This window comes from Myxacorys chilensis (genome assembly GCF_059505265.1).
On record NZ_JCACKG010000081.1, the window covers coordinates 1 to 17,132 of the forward strand.

Below are 17,132 nucleotides of genomic sequence, written 5' to 3' on the forward strand. Positions count from 1 at the left end.
TGGCACTTTACATTACTCTAGCTTGTACCTCATTAGGCTGGAAAAGGCTGTAGAAATTGTTCAAGCAACATTAAGCTGCTCTCTGGTCTGGGATTGGCAAGATACAAAAGGTATCCATCCAGTTCATCAACTGATGGAGTCCACGCCTGAGTCCGGGAACCGGAAAGATCTGTAACCAAACTTCTAACCATCCCCAGCACCAATACGGTTGCAGCAGTAACCGTAAGTTATTCAAGGCACTTTTCCAGGTGGTTCCAGCCTCCCAATGGAGGTGCTGGCTGAATGGCAAGAGCTGTGGTGCTGCACTTATTGTCGTCGAAGTGTGTTTTTGATGGTGCTTAAACTGCTCTGCGTGTAGGCTGACCAACAGGTAAGCGCTGAACACGACCTCCCACCAACGCTCAATGCTGTTGTAATCGGTCAGGCGATAATCATGCCAGCCCAACTCATGTTTTACCTGTTTGAACCCGTATTCAATCCACATTCTCAAACTGTATTGAGTGGCAACACTCAATAGAATGTCTCCACTCAAATTAGTCATGATGAACCAGCTATCTGCTTTGTCCGGCTCTTCATGCTACCTTTGGTGATTTGATAGTACCGCACCTTGCGGCGGTGTCCAAAGATAATCTCACGAATGTAGCGACGTTCTGAGGGATGTTCTGATAAGGGCTGATCATACGTCCGCCATCGGTTGTAGCGCACTCGCTGCCCTTTGGTCATCAGCACTCCATGATTCGAGCGAATCGCCACAATGTAGGGCAATTGCAGTTTCTCCAAGCGGCTAATCACTGCTGCACTTTCGCCATACAAGCTATCGGCTAACACGCGTTCAATCACAAACCCTAAAGCTTGGATCTCTTGAATCATTTGTACGGCTAACTGGGGTTTGCTCTGGTATTCGTCATTCGCTTTGAGACGAGATTTCGGCTTGTAGATTTTGAACAACAACGGGTAGGTGATGTTCTCGACCACGGCGTAGGCATTGACGCTAACCATGCCATTTTCGGTCTTGCCGAGATTACCGATGTATTGTTTCGCCACATAATCGGTCGTTGTTCCCTTCTTCACATCGCCCGTTTCATCAATGCACAAGCTGATAGGGCGAGTGCCGATTTGTTGCCGAATCAGGTGTAACCGAATCGCTCGGACTTCGCCGACTTCCCACGGACCATCGCGCAAAAAGTGATGCAAGCTTTGTCCATCTTTGAGTCCGTTCAATTTGGCGATCTCCGGTAGCGTTTTGCGCGGCAGTGAACTCACGATGCCAACGTGCAGCCATTTGAAGCATTCATACGCTCTCACATCCTCAAACCCTGAGCGGTAGAACAGGCAATACTCATCGATGAAACCAACCGTGGCGATGGGTGGTCGTAGCATCAGAATCTCAATTGAATCACAGCTTCTTTCAGTCTAATTTCTATCTCACTAAAGTAACAGAAGAGGGATCAGTTAACCCTTTCTGGATATATCTTGTCTCATCTGGTAGATAAGTAGCAGTGGCAGTCTGGCTTCTCGATTAGGGACTCCACGAGCGCATTTAATGCTACGGCTGCTAACAGTCCGCCGCCGAGCGTGCTGTCGATCGTAATATAAGGAACGCCCAATCTCATTAATCGCCGCTTTGCAGCAGGTGCATGACTGAATCCGATCGGCATCGCAATTACAAGCGCAGGTTGAAGCTGTCCCTGTTCGATGAAGGTACAGACAGACATCAAGACTGAAGGAGCATATCCAATCACCAGAACGCCGTTTCTCGGAAGCTGCTGTAGCTGATCTTTCCATTGCCCATTGTTCCAAAAGGCTTGTTCTGCTTCTGTCACATCAGTAATATGCAAGTCATCGATCAGCGTTGTAACTGAACACTTAAGATGGGCGAGACGAGTTTGATCCAACGTTGCAACTACAGGCATGACATCGCCAACAATATGACATCCTGCTTTAAGGGCATCTCGTGCAGCCGCGATCGCAGTTTTACTGAGTCGAACAAACTGCACCAAGCTGATATCGCCACAAGCGAGTACAAGCTTCGATAGTAAATCAACTTCAATCTCAGAACGGTCAGACAGATCGGGCAACAGTTGTTGCAATGATTCTTGAAACGTTTCTGGATGAGCCGCTGTTTCTGCATCCAAGTGCTGCCAGAGTTTTTCCAGTTCTCCAGAACCGTCTTGGGTTTCGACTTCGAGCAATCTCAGTTGAGCTAAAGCTTCTGCTTGAATGATTTGACAGTCGCGATCGCGTCCCAAAACTCCTTCTAGGGCGGCAGCCGTCTGACGCAAGCGAGCTAACTGCTGAATAACGGTGTGATACTGCTGTTGTAGTTGCATGACCAGCGTTGATTCAGTATCTGTTTCAGCATTGTTTTTAAGCAATTGCTGAATATGAGAAAGCTGAAATCCTTGCTGTTTCAGCGCAACAATCTGCTTGAGTTGCTGAACCTCTCGCTGGCTATAAAGGCGATAGTTGCTGGCAGAGCGGGGTGGTTGTGGCAACAGCCCTAATGTGTGGTAATGCCGCACCATCCGGGGCGTAATGTCACCGCCAACTGCCTCAGTCAGTTCTTTAATCGTTAGATTCTGCGTTTTCATTCCTCTATTTTAAGTGAAGAGGTTTAAGTGAAGAGGTTGACATTGACACTAATGTAAAGGTTTAGAGTGAAAGCGTGGTTTTGTCTCTACTGCTCATGTCTTCCCTGACTCTTCCTCGCGTTTCGACGCTGCTCAAAGAGCATCCCGATGCGATCGCTGCTGTTGTTTGCGGCATTCTAGTTCTGCTCGGCTGGTTCATGCTGCAATCTGGCTGGCTAGGACTAGCGCTGCTGATTTTACCTGCGGCTTATGTAATTGGTGGCTACGAAAGCGCCCGTGAAGGGTTAACAACCCTGTTTGAAGAAAAAGAACTTGATGTCGATCTTCTGATGATTGTTGCGGCTTTAGGAGCAGCAGCGTTGGGATTGTGGCGACGGGAATACTCTTTCATTGTCGATGGTGCGATTCTCATTCTGATCTTCTCAATTAGCGGTGCATTAGAAGGCTATGCCATGCAGCGAACCGAGCGGAGTATCCGCAGTTTGATGAATTTGACCTCAGATACAGCACGAATTTGGCGAAATAGACAAGAAGAGGAAGTCTCAATTTCATCGCTTCAAATCGGCAACGAAGTGATCGTTAAACCCGGCGAACTCGTACCAACCGATGGTCTGATTGTGGAAGGATTTAGCACACTTAATCAAGCTCCGATTACAGGAGAATCGATGCCCGTTGAGAGAACGATTGGAGATGAAGTCTTTGCTGGAACAATCAACGGAAACGGAGCTTTGAAACTCAAGATTCATCAACCGCCTGAAAGTAGTTTGATTCAGCGCGTGATTCGTCTAGTCGAGCAAGCGCAAACCGAAACGCCGCCTTCGCAACAGTTTATCGAACGATTTGAGCGGAGTTACGCTAAAGTCATTGTGATTGCCGGAGTTCTGCTGACAGTGGTGCCGCCATTTCTCTGGGGATGGAGTTGGGAAACGACGATCTACCGTGCCCTAATTTTTCTCGTGGTCGCGTCTCCCTGTGCATTAATGGCAGCAACAATGCCCACACTGTTATCTGGCATTGCAAACGGGGCGCGGCAAGGGATTTTGTTCAAGAATGGCGCTCAATTGGAATTGATCGGACGAGTCCGTGCGATCGCCTTCGACAAAACCGGAACGCTCACCACTGGAAAGCCTCATGTTATTCAGGTGATCACTGATTCTCAACCTGAACAGCAATTACTTCGAGTGGCGGCAAGTTTAGAAAGCTTGTCAGAACATCCCATCGGGGAAGCCGTGGTGAGATTTGCCCAGAAACAGCGAGTTGAATGGCAAACAGCTACGAACGTTCAGGCTCATACTGGACAGGGAATCACCGGAGAAATTGATGGACAACTTGCGATCGTCGGTAAAGCAGCCTTTGTAGAGGAATACGTTGACGATTGGTCAGATACTTTGATGAAGTCAGCACAGCAATTAGAAGAAACCGGAAAAACAGTGGTCTGGGTTGCTTATGCCGGAAAGCCGTTGGGCGTAATTGCGATCGCCGATACTGTCCGACCCGAAGCCGCTCGAACGATTGCTCGATTGAAGCAATTAGGCGTTGAAGAAATCGTGATGCTGACCGGGGATAACGATCGCACCGCTCGCAGCATCGCTCGTGACCTGAGCATTGACCAAGTGTATTCAGAACTGCTACCTGAGAACAAAGTAGAAATCGTGCGATCGCTTCAATGCCGCTATCAAACGATCGCAATGGTCGGAGATGGCATCAATGATGCGCCTGCTTTGGCGCAAGCTTCTGTTGGAATTGCAATGGGAATCGCTGGAAGTGATGTCGCACTGGAAACCGCAGATATTGTATTGATGGCAGATCGGCTAGAACGATTAGCGACGGCAATTCGCCTCGGTCGCCGTTCTCAGCGCGTTGTGAAGCAAAACATTGTATTTGCGCTCAGTTTTATTGTGCTGTTGTTGGTGGCAAACTTTGTGAGCCAGATTACGCTGCCGGTGGGTGTGGTGGGACATGAAGGATCAACCGTGCTGGTAACACTAAGCGGTCTAAGGCTGCTGAAAAATTGATGGGTTGAAGAGATAGGATTGAATCAAACAGATCATGAATCTGCCTGATGTCTAGCCCGCTTTTAGTCACGAAATTTCATATTCCATCGCCACGGGCAGCATTGGTCGAGCGCGATCGTTTGGGGTGTCCTAGAGATCAGTGTTGATTCGTTTTTGATTGGGGCGGATCGTAGATTTAGCTGTTGAAATACTTTCTCTCTGTAAACATGAAACCGATGAGCTTTAACCTTCCTGGACTTTTCCTGGGTGCAGTCGTTGCAGGGAGCGGATTAGCTGCTTGCTCATCGACGATCGCTCAGAACTCAGCCCCAGCTAGTTCCCCATCCTCTAACCCCATGCAAGGTATGAATCACAGCAACTGTCAAAAGAGCAAATCAAAGCTATGAAGATGAGCATGAATCTAGGTGCGGCAGATGAGCAGTTCGACGGTTCATCAATGCGATGATTCCGCATCATGAAGGAGCCGTGACAATGGCAGAGGATGTTTTGCAGAAATCGAAGCGTTCTGAGATCCAGAAATTGGCGCAGGACATCATCTCCTCGCAACAAGCTGAAATCCATCAGGCGCAGGACATCATCTCCTCGCAACAAGCTGAAATCCATCAAATGAAACAGTGGCGCACGGCTTGGTATAACCAATGAATTTCATCCTGATCTCACATTTGACTGTCACACTGGATAGTTGATGCACTGTTAGGAAACTTCTACCATGCTGAGTCCTGCTGTTTCTGTTTCCGCCTCAATTCGCCGTCTCTCAGCCACGCTACTCACGCTTGGTTTACTGGCGGGAAGCCCGGTTGTTCTCGCGCATGGTGGGCATGGTAACGAATTTAAAGGTGGATCGGCTCAGTCTAGTGGAAGCGTGCAAGTGGATGCAGAAACAGCCCAGCGACTCGGTTTTAAGGTTGAGCCTGTCACACGCCAACGATTGGCGTTTGGGGTAAAAACGACTGGACAAATTGAGACCTTACCGAACCGCCAGGTTGAGGTGACAACGCCTGTCGGTGGAACCGTGCTGCGACTGTTGGTAAAACCTGGTGATACGGTTAATGCAGGGCAAGCAGTGGCGGTCATGACAAGTCCTGATTTAGCTGAACTCAGGACGACAGCCTCAGATCGAAAAGTTGACGCGATCGCAGCTGTCCAAACTGGCGAAGCCGATCTGCGGTTGGCACAACAGAATTTAGATCGCCAGCGCACGATCGCAGAGCGAGAAGTGCAGCAAGCTAAATCTGCCTTCAATTTTGCTCAAGAAAGTTATAGCAAAGATCAACAGCTTGCTCAGACGGGCGCACTTCCACGACGCACAGCGCTCGAATCGGGGACCAAATTAGCAGAAGCGCGAGCAAACTTATCGAAAGCGGAAAGTCGGTTAGCGGTGTCAGAGGCACAAGCTCAACTTGATCGCGCACAATCGGCACTCGAATCCGCGCGATCGCGCGTTCAACTCAGTGGACAAACCTACGAAACTCGTCTGCGCCAACTTGGAGCGAATGCTAACAAAGATGGCACCATTACAATCACGGCTCCGATTTCGGGTACAGTTGCCGATCGAGAAACCACAACTGGAGAATCGGGAGAAGATGCCGGAAAGAAGATTTTAACGATCGTGAATGGCAGCAGTGTGCAAGCATCGGGCAACATCTACGAAAAAGATCTGAGTCAAATTCAGGTTGGTCAGCCCGTGCGGATTAACGTGAACGGATTGCCTGATCGCACCTTTGGCGGACGGATTAGCGTTGTAGGTTCAACGGTACAAGGAGACACTCGTGTTGTGCCTGTAAAAGCAGAATTAGACAATGCCGATGGAGCATTAAAACCTGGCATGTTTGCTGAAATTGAAGTACTCACCGATCGCACCCCGGCTTCAGTTATAGCGGTTCCAAAGTCTGCGATCGTTGAAACCAACGATAAAAAGAAAATTGTCTTTGTGCAAAACGGCAATGCCTTTCAATCCACCGATGTAACTCTGGGACGAGAATCTGGTGAGTTTGTCGAAGTCACAAATGGACTATTTGATGGCGATAAAGTGGTGACACAACGCGCACCGCAACTGTACGCCCAGTCACTACGGGGTGACACAAATGCTGATGCGGAACATAGTGAAACTCCTGCAACAGCCGCTCAAGGAGCGAATCTTTCTGCCTTGCCTTGGTGGGTGACGTTGCCCGTAGGAGGCGCGATCGCGGCAGGTACATTTTGGGCAGGTACGGTTTGGTCATCGCGTCGCAACCGTCGGCTTCAGCTCGCAGCAGAGGGTTCTCTATCCCCCCGTGACGCTGAAATTCACTTTCATCCTAACGGTCATGCGAATAGGAACGGGTCTGCTGCTAGCATTCACACCCCCCCAGAAACGCTAGAAGCACGAAAGCCTCATCAGAACTAATAGACAACGATTGTTAAAACTCACGGCATCGACAATATCTCTTGCTTATGCTGAATGCAATTCTGAAATGGTCGATCGCTCAACGTTGGCTGGTAGTGATTGGTGCCATCATTATTACCGTTTTGGGCAGCTACAACCTGACTCGAATGCCGCTGGATGTGTTTCCAGATTTCGCACCGCCCCAGGTGGAAATCCAGACGGAAGCACCTGGACTTGCACCAGAAGAAGTCGAGTCGTTGGTTACCTTACCAATCGAAAGTGCTGTTAATGGAACGCCCGGAGTCGAGACGGTGCGATCATCCTCGGCAGTTGGCATCTCGGTAGTCAAAGTGATCTTCAACTGGGGTACAGATGTTTACCAGGCGCGGCAGTTAGTCACTGAACGACTTCAACAAGCTAGATCCAAATTGCCGACCGGAGTTGAAACACCCCAAATCTCACCGATTACTTCTCCGATCGGCACCATCCTGATGTATGCCTTTTCTCTAGGTGAGGGGCAGCAGACAGGAAAATCTACGTCCAATACATCCTTGATGGAAGTGCGACGGTTTGTCGATCGCGATGTCACCAATCGTCTATTAGCCGTTCCCGGAATCTCTCAGGTGATTGCCTATGGTGGGGATGTGCGGCAGTATCAAGTTCTGGTCGATCCGGCAAAGTTGGCGGCATTCAATGTCTCATTGCAAAATGTGACCGAGGCAGCAGAACAAGCGAATGTGAACGCAGCAGGCGGATTCATGATTACGCCGGATCAGGAAGAAATTATTCGAGGGGTGGGGCGAATTGAATCGATCGAGCAATTGGCGCAGTCAGTTGTGACCGCTAGAGAGGGGAAACCCATCCTGCTGCAAGATGTGGCAGCGGTACAAATCGGTGCCGCTTTACAGCGGGGAGACGGCAGCGCGAATGGACAGCGGGCAGTCGTAGTGGTGATTAATAAGCAACCGCTAGCCGATACGCCCACCGTGACCCGTGCCGTTGAACGGGCAATGGAGGAGGTTAAAGCCGGATTGCCCAAAGAGGTGCGAGTGTTGGAAACGTTCCGTCAGGGAAGCTTTATTGAGTCTGCAATCGAGAATGTACGAGACTCGCTGCGGGATGGCATCATCATTGTTTCAATCATCTTGCTGATGTTCTTGATGAACTGGCGTACGGCTGCCATTACACTCAGTGCCATTCCGCTCTCGATTCTAGTTGGCATGTTGATTCTGTCCTGGTTTGGGCAGGGAATCAATACAATGACGCTAGGAGGATTAGCAGTAGCGATTGGGTCAGTCGTAGATGACTCGATCGTGGATATGGAAAATGCCTATCGAGGACTGAGAAAAAATCAGGCCAGCGACCAGCCGAAGCATCCCTTTCAGATCGTCTATGACACCTCTGTAGAAGTTCGTGTGAGTGTAATTTTTTCTACAGTCATCATTGCTGTTGTATTCGCACCAATTTTCACCTTGACGGGCGTAGAAGGGCGGATCTTTGCTCCCATGGGAATTGCTTACCTGATATCAATTCTGGCTTCAACATTTGTTGCTATGACTCTTTCTCCAGCGCTGTGTGCAATTCTCCTAGCGCATCGCCGCTTACCCTCTGATGAAACCTGGGTTGCAGGATGGTCGCAACGGGTGTACCGCCCACTGTTGTCCTCAGCAATCACCTATCCTAAGTTAGTTCTGCTGACAGCCATTGCCACTCTTGTTGCCGCTCTCGTAATCTTACCCTCTCTAGGGCGAGAATTTTTGCCAGAGTTCCAGGAGCGATCTCTGGTTAATGCAATGCTGCTCTATCCTGGAAGTTCTCTGGAGGCCACCAACCAGTCAGGGTTAGCCATGCAGGATGCCTTGAAAAATGATCCTCGGTTTGCGACTGTTCAACTCCGGACAGGACGCGCCCCCGGTGACGCGGATGCAGGCGGCGTGAATTTGGGGCACCTAGATGTGGAACTCAGTGATGAAGGGATCAACGATCGCAAAGGCAGCATTGAAAAATTGCGCCAGGAATTCAACAAGCTACCCGGTGTAGCTCCCAACATTGGCGGGTTTATTTCGCATCGGATGGATGAGGTGTTATCTGGAGTCCGCAGTGCGATCGCCGTCAAAATCTTTGGTCCTGATTTGGCAGAACTGCGGGCGATCGGGCAAGAGGCAGAAGCCACCATGCGGAATATTCCCGGTTTAGTCGATCTGCAACTGGAACCCCAGGTGCCAATTCGCCAGATCCAAATCCAGTTCGATCGAGCAAACGCGGCTCGATATGGACTCACCGTCGGTCAGATCGCGAAAGTGATCGAAACAGCGCTCAATGGTCAGGTCGTGTCTCAAGTGTTGCGAGACCAACAACTCTTTGATCTATTGGTGTGGCTCAAGCCAGAAGCTCGAACCAATCTAGATACGATTCGTAATTTACTGGTAGACACTCCCACCGGACAAAAAATTCCGCTGGCACAGGTTGCCCGCATCGATTACGGCACCGGACCCAACACCATCAATCGGGAAAATGTGTCTCGTTTACTGGTGGTGTCTACCAATGTGTCAGGACGAGATTTGCGATCGGCAATTAATGAAATTGAGTCCAACATTCGTCAAAATGTCACGCTGCCATCTGGCTATTTCATTCAGTATGGTGGACAGTTTGAATCGGAAGAACGCGCCACCCAAAAACTATTGCTTTATAGCGGACTGGCACTCATCATCATTGCCGTGTTGATGTATTTTGCTGTGAAATCTATCCCTGCCATGCTGATGATTATGGTCAACTTACCATTAGCTTTGGTGGGCGGCATTTTCTCGATCGCTCTCGGTGGTGGCGTTATTTCAGTTGCGTCGCTGGTTGGGTTCATCACTCTATTCGGCGTTGCGACTCGTAATGGCTTGCTGTTAGTAGACAACTACAACACCAAGTTTGCCAACAGAATGCCACTCAAGCAGGTCATTACGGAAGGCTCAATGGAACGACTAGTGGCGATTCTGATGACTGCTCTTACCTCGGCTTTGGGCATGGTGCCGCTAGTGATTGGATCGGGGGCAGGTAAAGAAATTCTGCAACCGCTTGCCGTGGTGGTATTAGGAGGATTGTTCACCTCCACTGCTCTAACGCTGCTGGTGCTGCCTGCCCTGTACTCACTGTTTGGGAAGTTTTTAGTTCCAAAACAGTCTGATCTCGTTGCCCTGGGTGATGATCGTGCTTCTAATCTCAACATTGCAGAGTCTTGAAATAATTTAGGAGACAAAAATGAAAACACTCAAAGTTCTTTTGCTCACAGCTAGTAGTGTTAGTCTGCTGTTCCTTAGCGCATGCAGCGGTGGTGGAAATCAAGCGAGTGCGCCAGTGATTAGTCCTGCTGCGAGTAGTAGTCCTGCTGCGAGTCCATCAACAGCGAGTTCTTCAGCAAATCACGATGCTGATCACAAGGCAGGTGGCGGTATCGTGGTTGAATCAGGCGCATACCACCTGGAGTTAGTCCCTGAGAAAGAAGGTAGCGAAACCCATCTGGACTTGTTCTTGCAAAAAGGGGACAACCATGAGGCAATTCCGGATGCAAAAGTCACGGCGCAAGTGCAACTCCCGGATGGTAGCCAGAATGTGGTAAATATGACTTACGATGCTGCTGGAAAACACTACACAGCTATGTTGCCCAGTGCAGCGGCAGGAGAGTATAAAGTAGCAGTTCAGTCTGATATTGGCGGTGAAAAAGTGAACGCTCGATACACCTTCAAGCAGTAGAACACTCAAGACTAAAGCTATTCACCTCTAAAGCGATCGCAAAGTTAGCACTGTCATCAAGGTGCTAACTTTGCAAATGTTTTTAGTCCAGCGATATGGGTAGTGCGTCAAGATAATGTGGGATGAACTGCTATATCATGCCATGTCCAAGGACGAGTTGCTAATCCTGCCCGTTGTGCTGCGGTGGATTTGAAACGACTGTGCCGCCAAATCCAATTGAAATAACTCACGACTAACCGAGTTGTCACTTTCGTCTGTTCCCACACCTTGCCAAACTTGTTCTGCCGTCGATGCCATCGCCCAGTTTGTTATCGAACAATCCCATTGGTGCACTTTAATCGCTGGGTGTTGTCTTTGCCGATGTGATGCTCGATTTCGAGAGGCAATCGCTCATAGCCGCCCCAGTCGTCACTGTTGAATCGCTTGCAGTTTGTTTTACCTTCGGTGTTCATCACTAACTGCTCAATCAGTTCATCCGTGTGTTTGCCCACTCGTGCCGCCAAAATCAATCCACTGCTGTTCGCTAAGCTCAGTCCAATCCAGCAATCTCCGGCTTCTCGCTCTTGAGTCAAACATTGCTTTTGTTTTTTGAGACAAATGACCACAGTTCATCCGCACTCACCTCGGTTGTTTCGACCGCTTGAACTTCTGCGTTATGCACCAGTTGCGCTCGCCCACTTGCCGCTCGAACAATACCGACGACCGTGTTGTAAGCCAGTGATCCGACTCACCCCGCGTAGACTGCTGCCTTCGCTGTGCGCTTGCAGGACTTGTTGAATCTGCTCAGAACTCACATGACGGCGATAGTAGAGACTATCGAAGTTTTCTGAAAACGTTTGATCGCAAGCAGGACAGAGGTAGCGTTGGGGACCGTTTGGCATCTTGCCATGTTTGTGAACGTTTGGGTGTCTGCACAGGGGGCATTCCATTGATAGAGTTTCAGAAGAGATCTGCCTCTACTTTACCAATCCCACATTAGTTTGATCCCACATTAGTTTGATGCACCATCGTCCATTGACCTTTGACCATCATTCCTGATGCCATACTGTTCTCCTAATCGTAATGGTGTAATCGTGCCTTTGCTGCTCTAGTCATAAAACTGTTCCAAAAACTAGCGATTAGCGCCGAGCGCAACTTCAGAGAAATTGGCTCTGCCAAGCTCCGAAGGATCGCGAAATGACACCATTCCTCGCCAATGCTTAGCCTTGCCCAAAGAGGGGAAACCGGAAGTTCCAACTCTTAGCCCCGAATGGCAAGTTAGGGAATAATCCACTGCTCACAACACTCGGTTGAATGGTTGTCGATCGAAGTTGTGGCGTTACCGATTGAATGGTACAACAAGACGTTGGCGTTGTTGTAGTCGGAGTGCTGAGATTCTGTTGTTTCAGCAATTCATTCCAGGCTTGCATTGCCTCTGTATTGGTAGGCTGTGCAGAACGAATTTGAGTTCCCAGCGTTGCGATCGCATCATACCAAATGCCATATTTTGCATAGCTCACTGCTCGGTCTACAGGCGTTTTTGCGATCGCGAGTTCTTGTCGCAATGCTTGAGAGGGGTTGATTCTTTCAAGTCGTCCTTCCCAAAATAGCGGTGCATCAATCTGCGGATCACAGAAAATCGCCAGTTCCCATTGGTAGGTTCCAACGGGTAACGGAGTTGCCGTCTGAGGCAGCGCGAAACTGACCGCTCCAGGCTTAGTCGCTGGCAGACGGAGTGACTTTTTGTAAACCGTTTTACCTTGAGCATTGCGTAGTCTCCACTCCACTGGAAGACCTGCACCCATGCCCTTGGGTGCATTAAACCAAACTGTCGGGTGATCGCTGGTCGTCAAACCCCATTGCTGGTCAGGTCGGGTCTTCTGCGGCGTCGGGACTAATGCAGTAAACGATTCGTAGTTTTTACACTCTCCTCGGCGTCCTCCACCTTGACCGCGATCGCTTGGTTCACCCGGATCGGGAGGCGAAGGGGGATCAAAGCGAATTCGTCGTGATCTCTGTTGGGGTTGTGCTTCAGCAAGTTGAATAAATCCGACATTGTGAATCAACAATGCGATGAATGCAACAGCTAACAGTCCTGATTGTTTAGAGAACAACATAGTTGATACCTTACTTGAAACTAGGCGAGTGAAGTCATTAAAATCTTCGATCGCTGTATGCAATCAGTTATTGAATTTTACGATTAACGGTGAAGTAATATGCAGCCGTACCACTTGTGACGATGACCCCAATCAGCGATGGAACGAATGGAATCCATCCGCCTTGTGCCAATAAGACCCAGCAGCATCCGGACAGCACGATCGTACATCCTGCTAGAGCAATTCCAAATCCCTTCAACTGACGAAAGCGCCATGCCACCAGCCCTCCCACAATAGACCAACTGCCGATCCAGAAGAGTTCACCCCAAGTAGACCAAACCCACAATAAGGGGCGGTTGTCTAACACCGAACTGAGAATTTGACTCACCATGTGAGCATGAATCACAACACCAGGAACCTTTTTAGGAAAGCTTTCGCCGTAAGGCGTCGCAAAGAAATCTCCACCACTGGGAGCTGTTACCCCAATTAACACAATTCGATCTTTGATCGCTTCAGCATTCATCTGTCCATTCAAGATTTGTCGAACGGTAACTTGCTGAGCAATGTCTTGGGGTTCGAGCGATCGGTAGTTCAGTAACACCTGATTTCCGCGCCCATCAAACTGCTGATAGCCTCCTGCTTGATGGCTGAGATCTGGAAAAACAGTGTTTCCAAGTTTCAGGTCTTCATCTGCTGTGAAGGTAGGCTGAATACTGGGTTGTTGGGCAGCCAAATAGCGAAAGGCGAGCTGGGCACTAAGAGCATAGGGAGTCGTGCAAGCCGCGATCGCTTTGGGACTCACAAACAGCAAGTGCCGCCGCACCACACTGTCTGCGTCTTGTACAAAGTCGCTAAATCCAATATCCGCTTTGTTAATGCCCGGAGGTGGGGCAATTCCAGTTGGGTCATTAGATGCCGTATCAGGACGCTTACAGATGGCAACTAGTTGACTGTTGTTCGTCAGTTGGGTGAGTCGTTGTTTGAGCGCCGGATTTCGACTTGGAAAATCGCGATACAAATCTAATCCAATCACGCTGGGTTGATAACGCTCCAGGGTTCCTAGCAATCGCTCCAGCGTTGCATCTGACAGAGAGCCTGCGCTTTGAGTTTCTTTCTCGATATCTTCTTCATCAATTCGCACAATCAACAGTCGAGGGTCGGGCGACTCGGTTGGGCGATGCTGCATCAACAAATCAAAAGCTTGCAGCTCTAAAGGTTGCAGCCAACCCAGCCAGCGAACGCCTGTGACTAATCCAGTGACGATCACACTCGCAAGCGCGATCGTCCGGAGGTGAGATCGCGTCATTTGGGGAAAGAGACGACGTTTTTGACCGCACCAGTCTTGCCAAAGCGGAGGAACCTCAGCCGGATTTTGACAAATAATTGGCAACCACGTGGCACAGGGGAAATTTGACTCTAGTGCTTGCAATTTTTCCCGTGCTTCTCGCACCGATCCATACAAGGTTTTTCCACGAGTAAACGCGGTGAGAAACTGTTTGAGAAATTCTTGAGCGACGCGATCAGGCACGGGTTCACGCATCACAATCACTTGCGGAAGCTGCAAATCTGCTAAATCTTGCGCTAGTCCTAAGCCATCACACGAGTTAAAAATGGCTAGCTTCAGTCCTTGTGCGATCGCATGACGCAATCCGTATTTCAATTGCTCAATGGTGAGGGTTTCGGTTTGATTGATTTGAATTTGACCCTTCTGATCGCTAGAGCTATGTCCAGCAAAAAATAGAACATCCCAGTGCGACTGCCAGAGGTGTTCATGCAAGGTTTGTGCATCAGGTTCAACCAGAACGTGAATGTCGCTATTGGGTAGGGTTTGTAGCAGGGCGCGATCGTGGTCTACATCAATTCCTTGGGAGTTTCCTAGAATACTGAGAATCCGAACCGTCTTGCGTCGATTTGGAATTGGAGTTTGCAGTGATCGCGTGAACGTTGGCAAACTCAGCGCAATTTCAGCGTTGGGATAATCGGTCAAAAAATCCCACAAACACCACGGTAATTGCAACACTTGCGGATCGTTAGCCACAATCGCTATGCGAATTGCATCGGCAGGAGATAATAGCGTTCGCAGTTGTCGATCGATCGATTGAAACGAATTTGCGCTGAGCCACGCATTAAGCTGAATTTGTAGGTCTTGAGAAAGGGTAGCAAATTCGGCGGCTGAAATGTGAGTCACATCGGTTTTGTCTAACTCAAATTCAAACTCAGGCGGGGCGCTAGAGCGTCGCCATCCTAAATGAGCATAGAGCGCCAAATACAGCGATCGCCAGCGTCGATAGTACTCCGCTAAGCCGTGAATTGCAGGCAAGCTACCTGTAAATTGCATCGGCGTTTGACGACCCGATTCCCACAGTTGAGCAATTACCGTAGGAAACCCTTCTCGCCAGTTGCCTTGTCCTAAATTTAAGACAACTAAATGTTCCATCTGTTATCCCTATCGTTCCAGTGCGATCGCGGTCTCAATCATATTCTTACAACGATTGAGACCGCGATTTTATGCAGCCATCCATTTTTCTGATTGCGGCTCACCACGGATTGCCAATCATCGTGAATCCTGCCCAATGGTGGGGATGAGACAGATTCGACTTGGCGATTCTTGAAAGTTCTGGAGGTAGATTCTGGCGATTGGCTCCACCAAGCTCCGAAGGATCGCGCAGCGAATTGATCAAGGTCTTCGGATGATGAATCATGGTCAGTTGCGTTTCTCGCAGAGCATCCGCTTTGATGGGAGCCGTTTTGAGTCGACGATAAAACTCTTGCATCAGCAGCACCGTACTGCCATCATCAACCGACCACAAACTCGCCATCGCCGCTTTACTGCCTGCCTGCACGGCCAACCCTGCAAAACCAATTTCAGCTTTGGCATCCCCAAGCGCCGTTCGACAAGCACTCAATACCAAAAGCTGTACGGCGGGTTGTTGCAGCCCTAATTCTTTCAGTTGATCGAGCCGCAACTGCTGATCCCAAAACTGAATATACGATTTCTGAACGGCTCCAGCCGCAAACTCGGCATGAGTCGCGAGATGCACAATGCCGTAGGGATATTTCGCTCGTTGAGACTTGAGATTTGTCAGCGTAAAGTCTTGGTTCAGCAATGAGGTTCCTTGCCAAGGAGTTTTCGTAATTGAGTTAATTTCGAGCGGAACTCCGGGCAAAGGAGTTTGCTGCCGAAACGTTGAAGCGCCCATTGCCAAAATCTGAGTTTCCGGCGAATTTCGGGCTTGGCGATCGAGTAAATTAAAGGCGGGAATGATCCCTAAATTGTACTGTTCTACTAAAAATTGCTTACCGTCGTGAAGCGCCGCAAGCGGCGCACTGCGAAGTCCGCCGCCCAAACAAAAAATCAGCGTATTAATGCCGTTTGCCTTCAGATCAGACTCGATCGGCTGAACGATCCATTGATAGAGTTGTTGTCCAGGCTGCAAATAATCTTCTGGATCTGAACGCGAATTCACTACACCCATCCGAAACGCATCAACCGTTTCAGTCAGTGCGGCTTTATTGGCAGCTTTAATGCGACGATGGATCGCTTTTCCGGTCGGGGCAACAAGCATCACGTCGAGATGAGTCGGGCTTGGAATGGCATAGACTAATGCTGGTTTACGACCTGTTTCTCGACCGATTTGATCTAGGGCACGAGCCATATCCGGGGCGGGGAGCGCGTGAGTGGTAAACTTCCCCTGAAAGTAGTCTTCGTACTGCTTTTTCCATCTCAGCTCGATCTGATAAATTGCGTCTTCTACGTCGCCGCGATCGAGAGCCCACTGAACGAGATCAGGTTTTTGAAGCGCAGGTTGAGCAGGTTTAGGTTGTGCTTGAGCAACGTGCAAAATATCTCCATCTGCCCTGTTATTTGAACTGTTGTAGGCTCTAGAGGAGCGTTCAAAAAAGGATGTGCATCCGATCGAAAAGCACAGGGTCAGAACCATCAGTAAAAGGAATGAAGGCTTGCTCATGGTTGTTAAAAAGTTTTGAATGCGTGAATGATTCCAGCGTCTAAGCTGGCGAAGCGTGATTCAGCGTGTAGAAGAACAATCCGAATTATTGCTCCAGTAAAAATCAAACATTAGCAACGCAACTTTCGGTGTAACCTGCCTTCTCTGTCGTACCAGCCGTTAAGAAATAACTTAGCCTACTGATGTTCCCGCAACAGCACTGATACACAATTCTGTCAGGATACTTTACAAATTTAGAAAATGAATGCTGGGTTAGGTTCACCCGTATGGGTAGTTCAAAGAAATATTACATAGTGAAGAATATCTCTAACATAGGAGAATAGCTCTAGGTTGTGTTGATAATTATGTGAAGTTGGGCTGAATAAGCTAAAAGGCGA

Annotated in this window: 9 protein-coding genes and 2 pseudogenes; 5 read left to right on the plus strand and 6 right to left on the minus strand. The window is 49.1% G+C overall.

Translation table 11 applies throughout. The features are described from left to right. Positions 1 to 70: 70 nt before the first annotated feature. Positions 71 to 1,383: pseudogene (locus AC5JLB_RS04965) on the minus strand (IS701 family transposase). A 95-nt stretch (positions 1,384 to 1,478) separates the two neighbouring features. Then, positions 1,479 to 2,591 (minus strand): precorrin-8X methylmutase, encoded by a 1,113-nt coding sequence (locus AC5JLB_RS04970; RefSeq protein WP_495872743.1) that lies wholly within the window; start codon positions 2,589 to 2,591, stop codon positions 1,479 to 1,481. A gap of 95 nt (positions 2,592 to 2,686) precedes the next feature. Between AC5JLB_RS04970 and AC5JLB_RS04975 the strand changes: the two genes are divergently transcribed. The 5 genes from AC5JLB_RS04975 (at position 2,687) to AC5JLB_RS04995 (ending at position 10,712) form a co-directional block, all read left to right on the plus strand. Then, positions 2,687 to 4,606 carry a heavy metal translocating P-type ATPase gene (locus tag AC5JLB_RS04975; RefSeq protein ID WP_495872744.1) on the plus strand — a complete coding sequence of 640 codons (1,920 nt, stop codon included), beginning with the start codon at positions 2,687 to 2,689 and terminating at the stop codon, positions 4,604 to 4,606. Positions 4,607 to 5,077: 471 nt separating this feature from the next. Beyond that, complete coding sequence (locus tag AC5JLB_RS04980) at positions 5,078 to 5,248, plus strand: hypothetical protein (protein WP_495872745.1); 171 nt, start codon at positions 5,078 to 5,080, stop codon at positions 5,246 to 5,248. A 67-nt stretch (positions 5,249 to 5,315) separates the two neighbouring features. After that, positions 5,316 to 6,992, plus strand: a complete 1,677-nt coding sequence (locus AC5JLB_RS04985) for an efflux RND transporter periplasmic adaptor subunit (RefSeq protein ID WP_495872746.1) — start codon at positions 5,316 to 5,318, stop codon at positions 6,990 to 6,992. Between the two features lie 47 nt (positions 6,993 to 7,039). After that, positions 7,040 to 10,201, plus strand: a complete 3,162-nt coding sequence (locus AC5JLB_RS04990) for an efflux RND transporter permease subunit (RefSeq protein WP_495872747.1) — start codon at positions 7,040 to 7,042, stop codon at positions 10,199 to 10,201. Positions 10,202 to 10,220: 19 nt separating this feature from the next. Beyond that, entirely contained in the window at positions 10,221 to 10,712 is a 492-nt protein-coding gene (locus AC5JLB_RS04995) for a hypothetical protein (RefSeq protein WP_495872748.1), read from the plus strand. Positions 10,713 to 10,819: 107 nt separating this feature from the next. On the opposite strand, the pseudogene AC5JLB_RS05000 reads toward AC5JLB_RS04995, so the two are convergent. From AC5JLB_RS05000 to AC5JLB_RS05015, 4 genes and pseudogenes are all read right to left on the minus strand, one after another. Beyond that, positions 10,820 to 11,641 (minus strand): annotated as a pseudogene (locus AC5JLB_RS05000) (IS1 family transposase). A gap of 270 nt (positions 11,642 to 11,911) precedes the next feature. Further along, positions 11,912 to 12,808, minus strand: a complete 897-nt coding sequence (locus AC5JLB_RS05005) for a DUF928 domain-containing protein (protein WP_495872749.1) — start codon at positions 12,806 to 12,808, stop codon at positions 11,912 to 11,914. Between the two features lie 67 nt (positions 12,809 to 12,875). Next, entirely contained in the window at positions 12,876 to 15,224 is a 2,349-nt protein-coding gene (locus AC5JLB_RS05010; RefSeq protein ID WP_495872750.1) for a CHASE2 domain-containing protein, read from the minus strand. A gap of 100 nt (positions 15,225 to 15,324) precedes the next feature. Next, positions 15,325 to 16,755 carry a CHAT domain-containing protein gene (locus AC5JLB_RS05015; RefSeq protein WP_495872751.1) on the minus strand — a complete coding sequence of 477 codons (1,431 nt, stop codon included), beginning with the start codon at positions 16,753 to 16,755 and terminating at the stop codon, positions 15,325 to 15,327. Between the last annotated feature and the right edge of the window lie 377 nt (positions 16,756 to 17,132).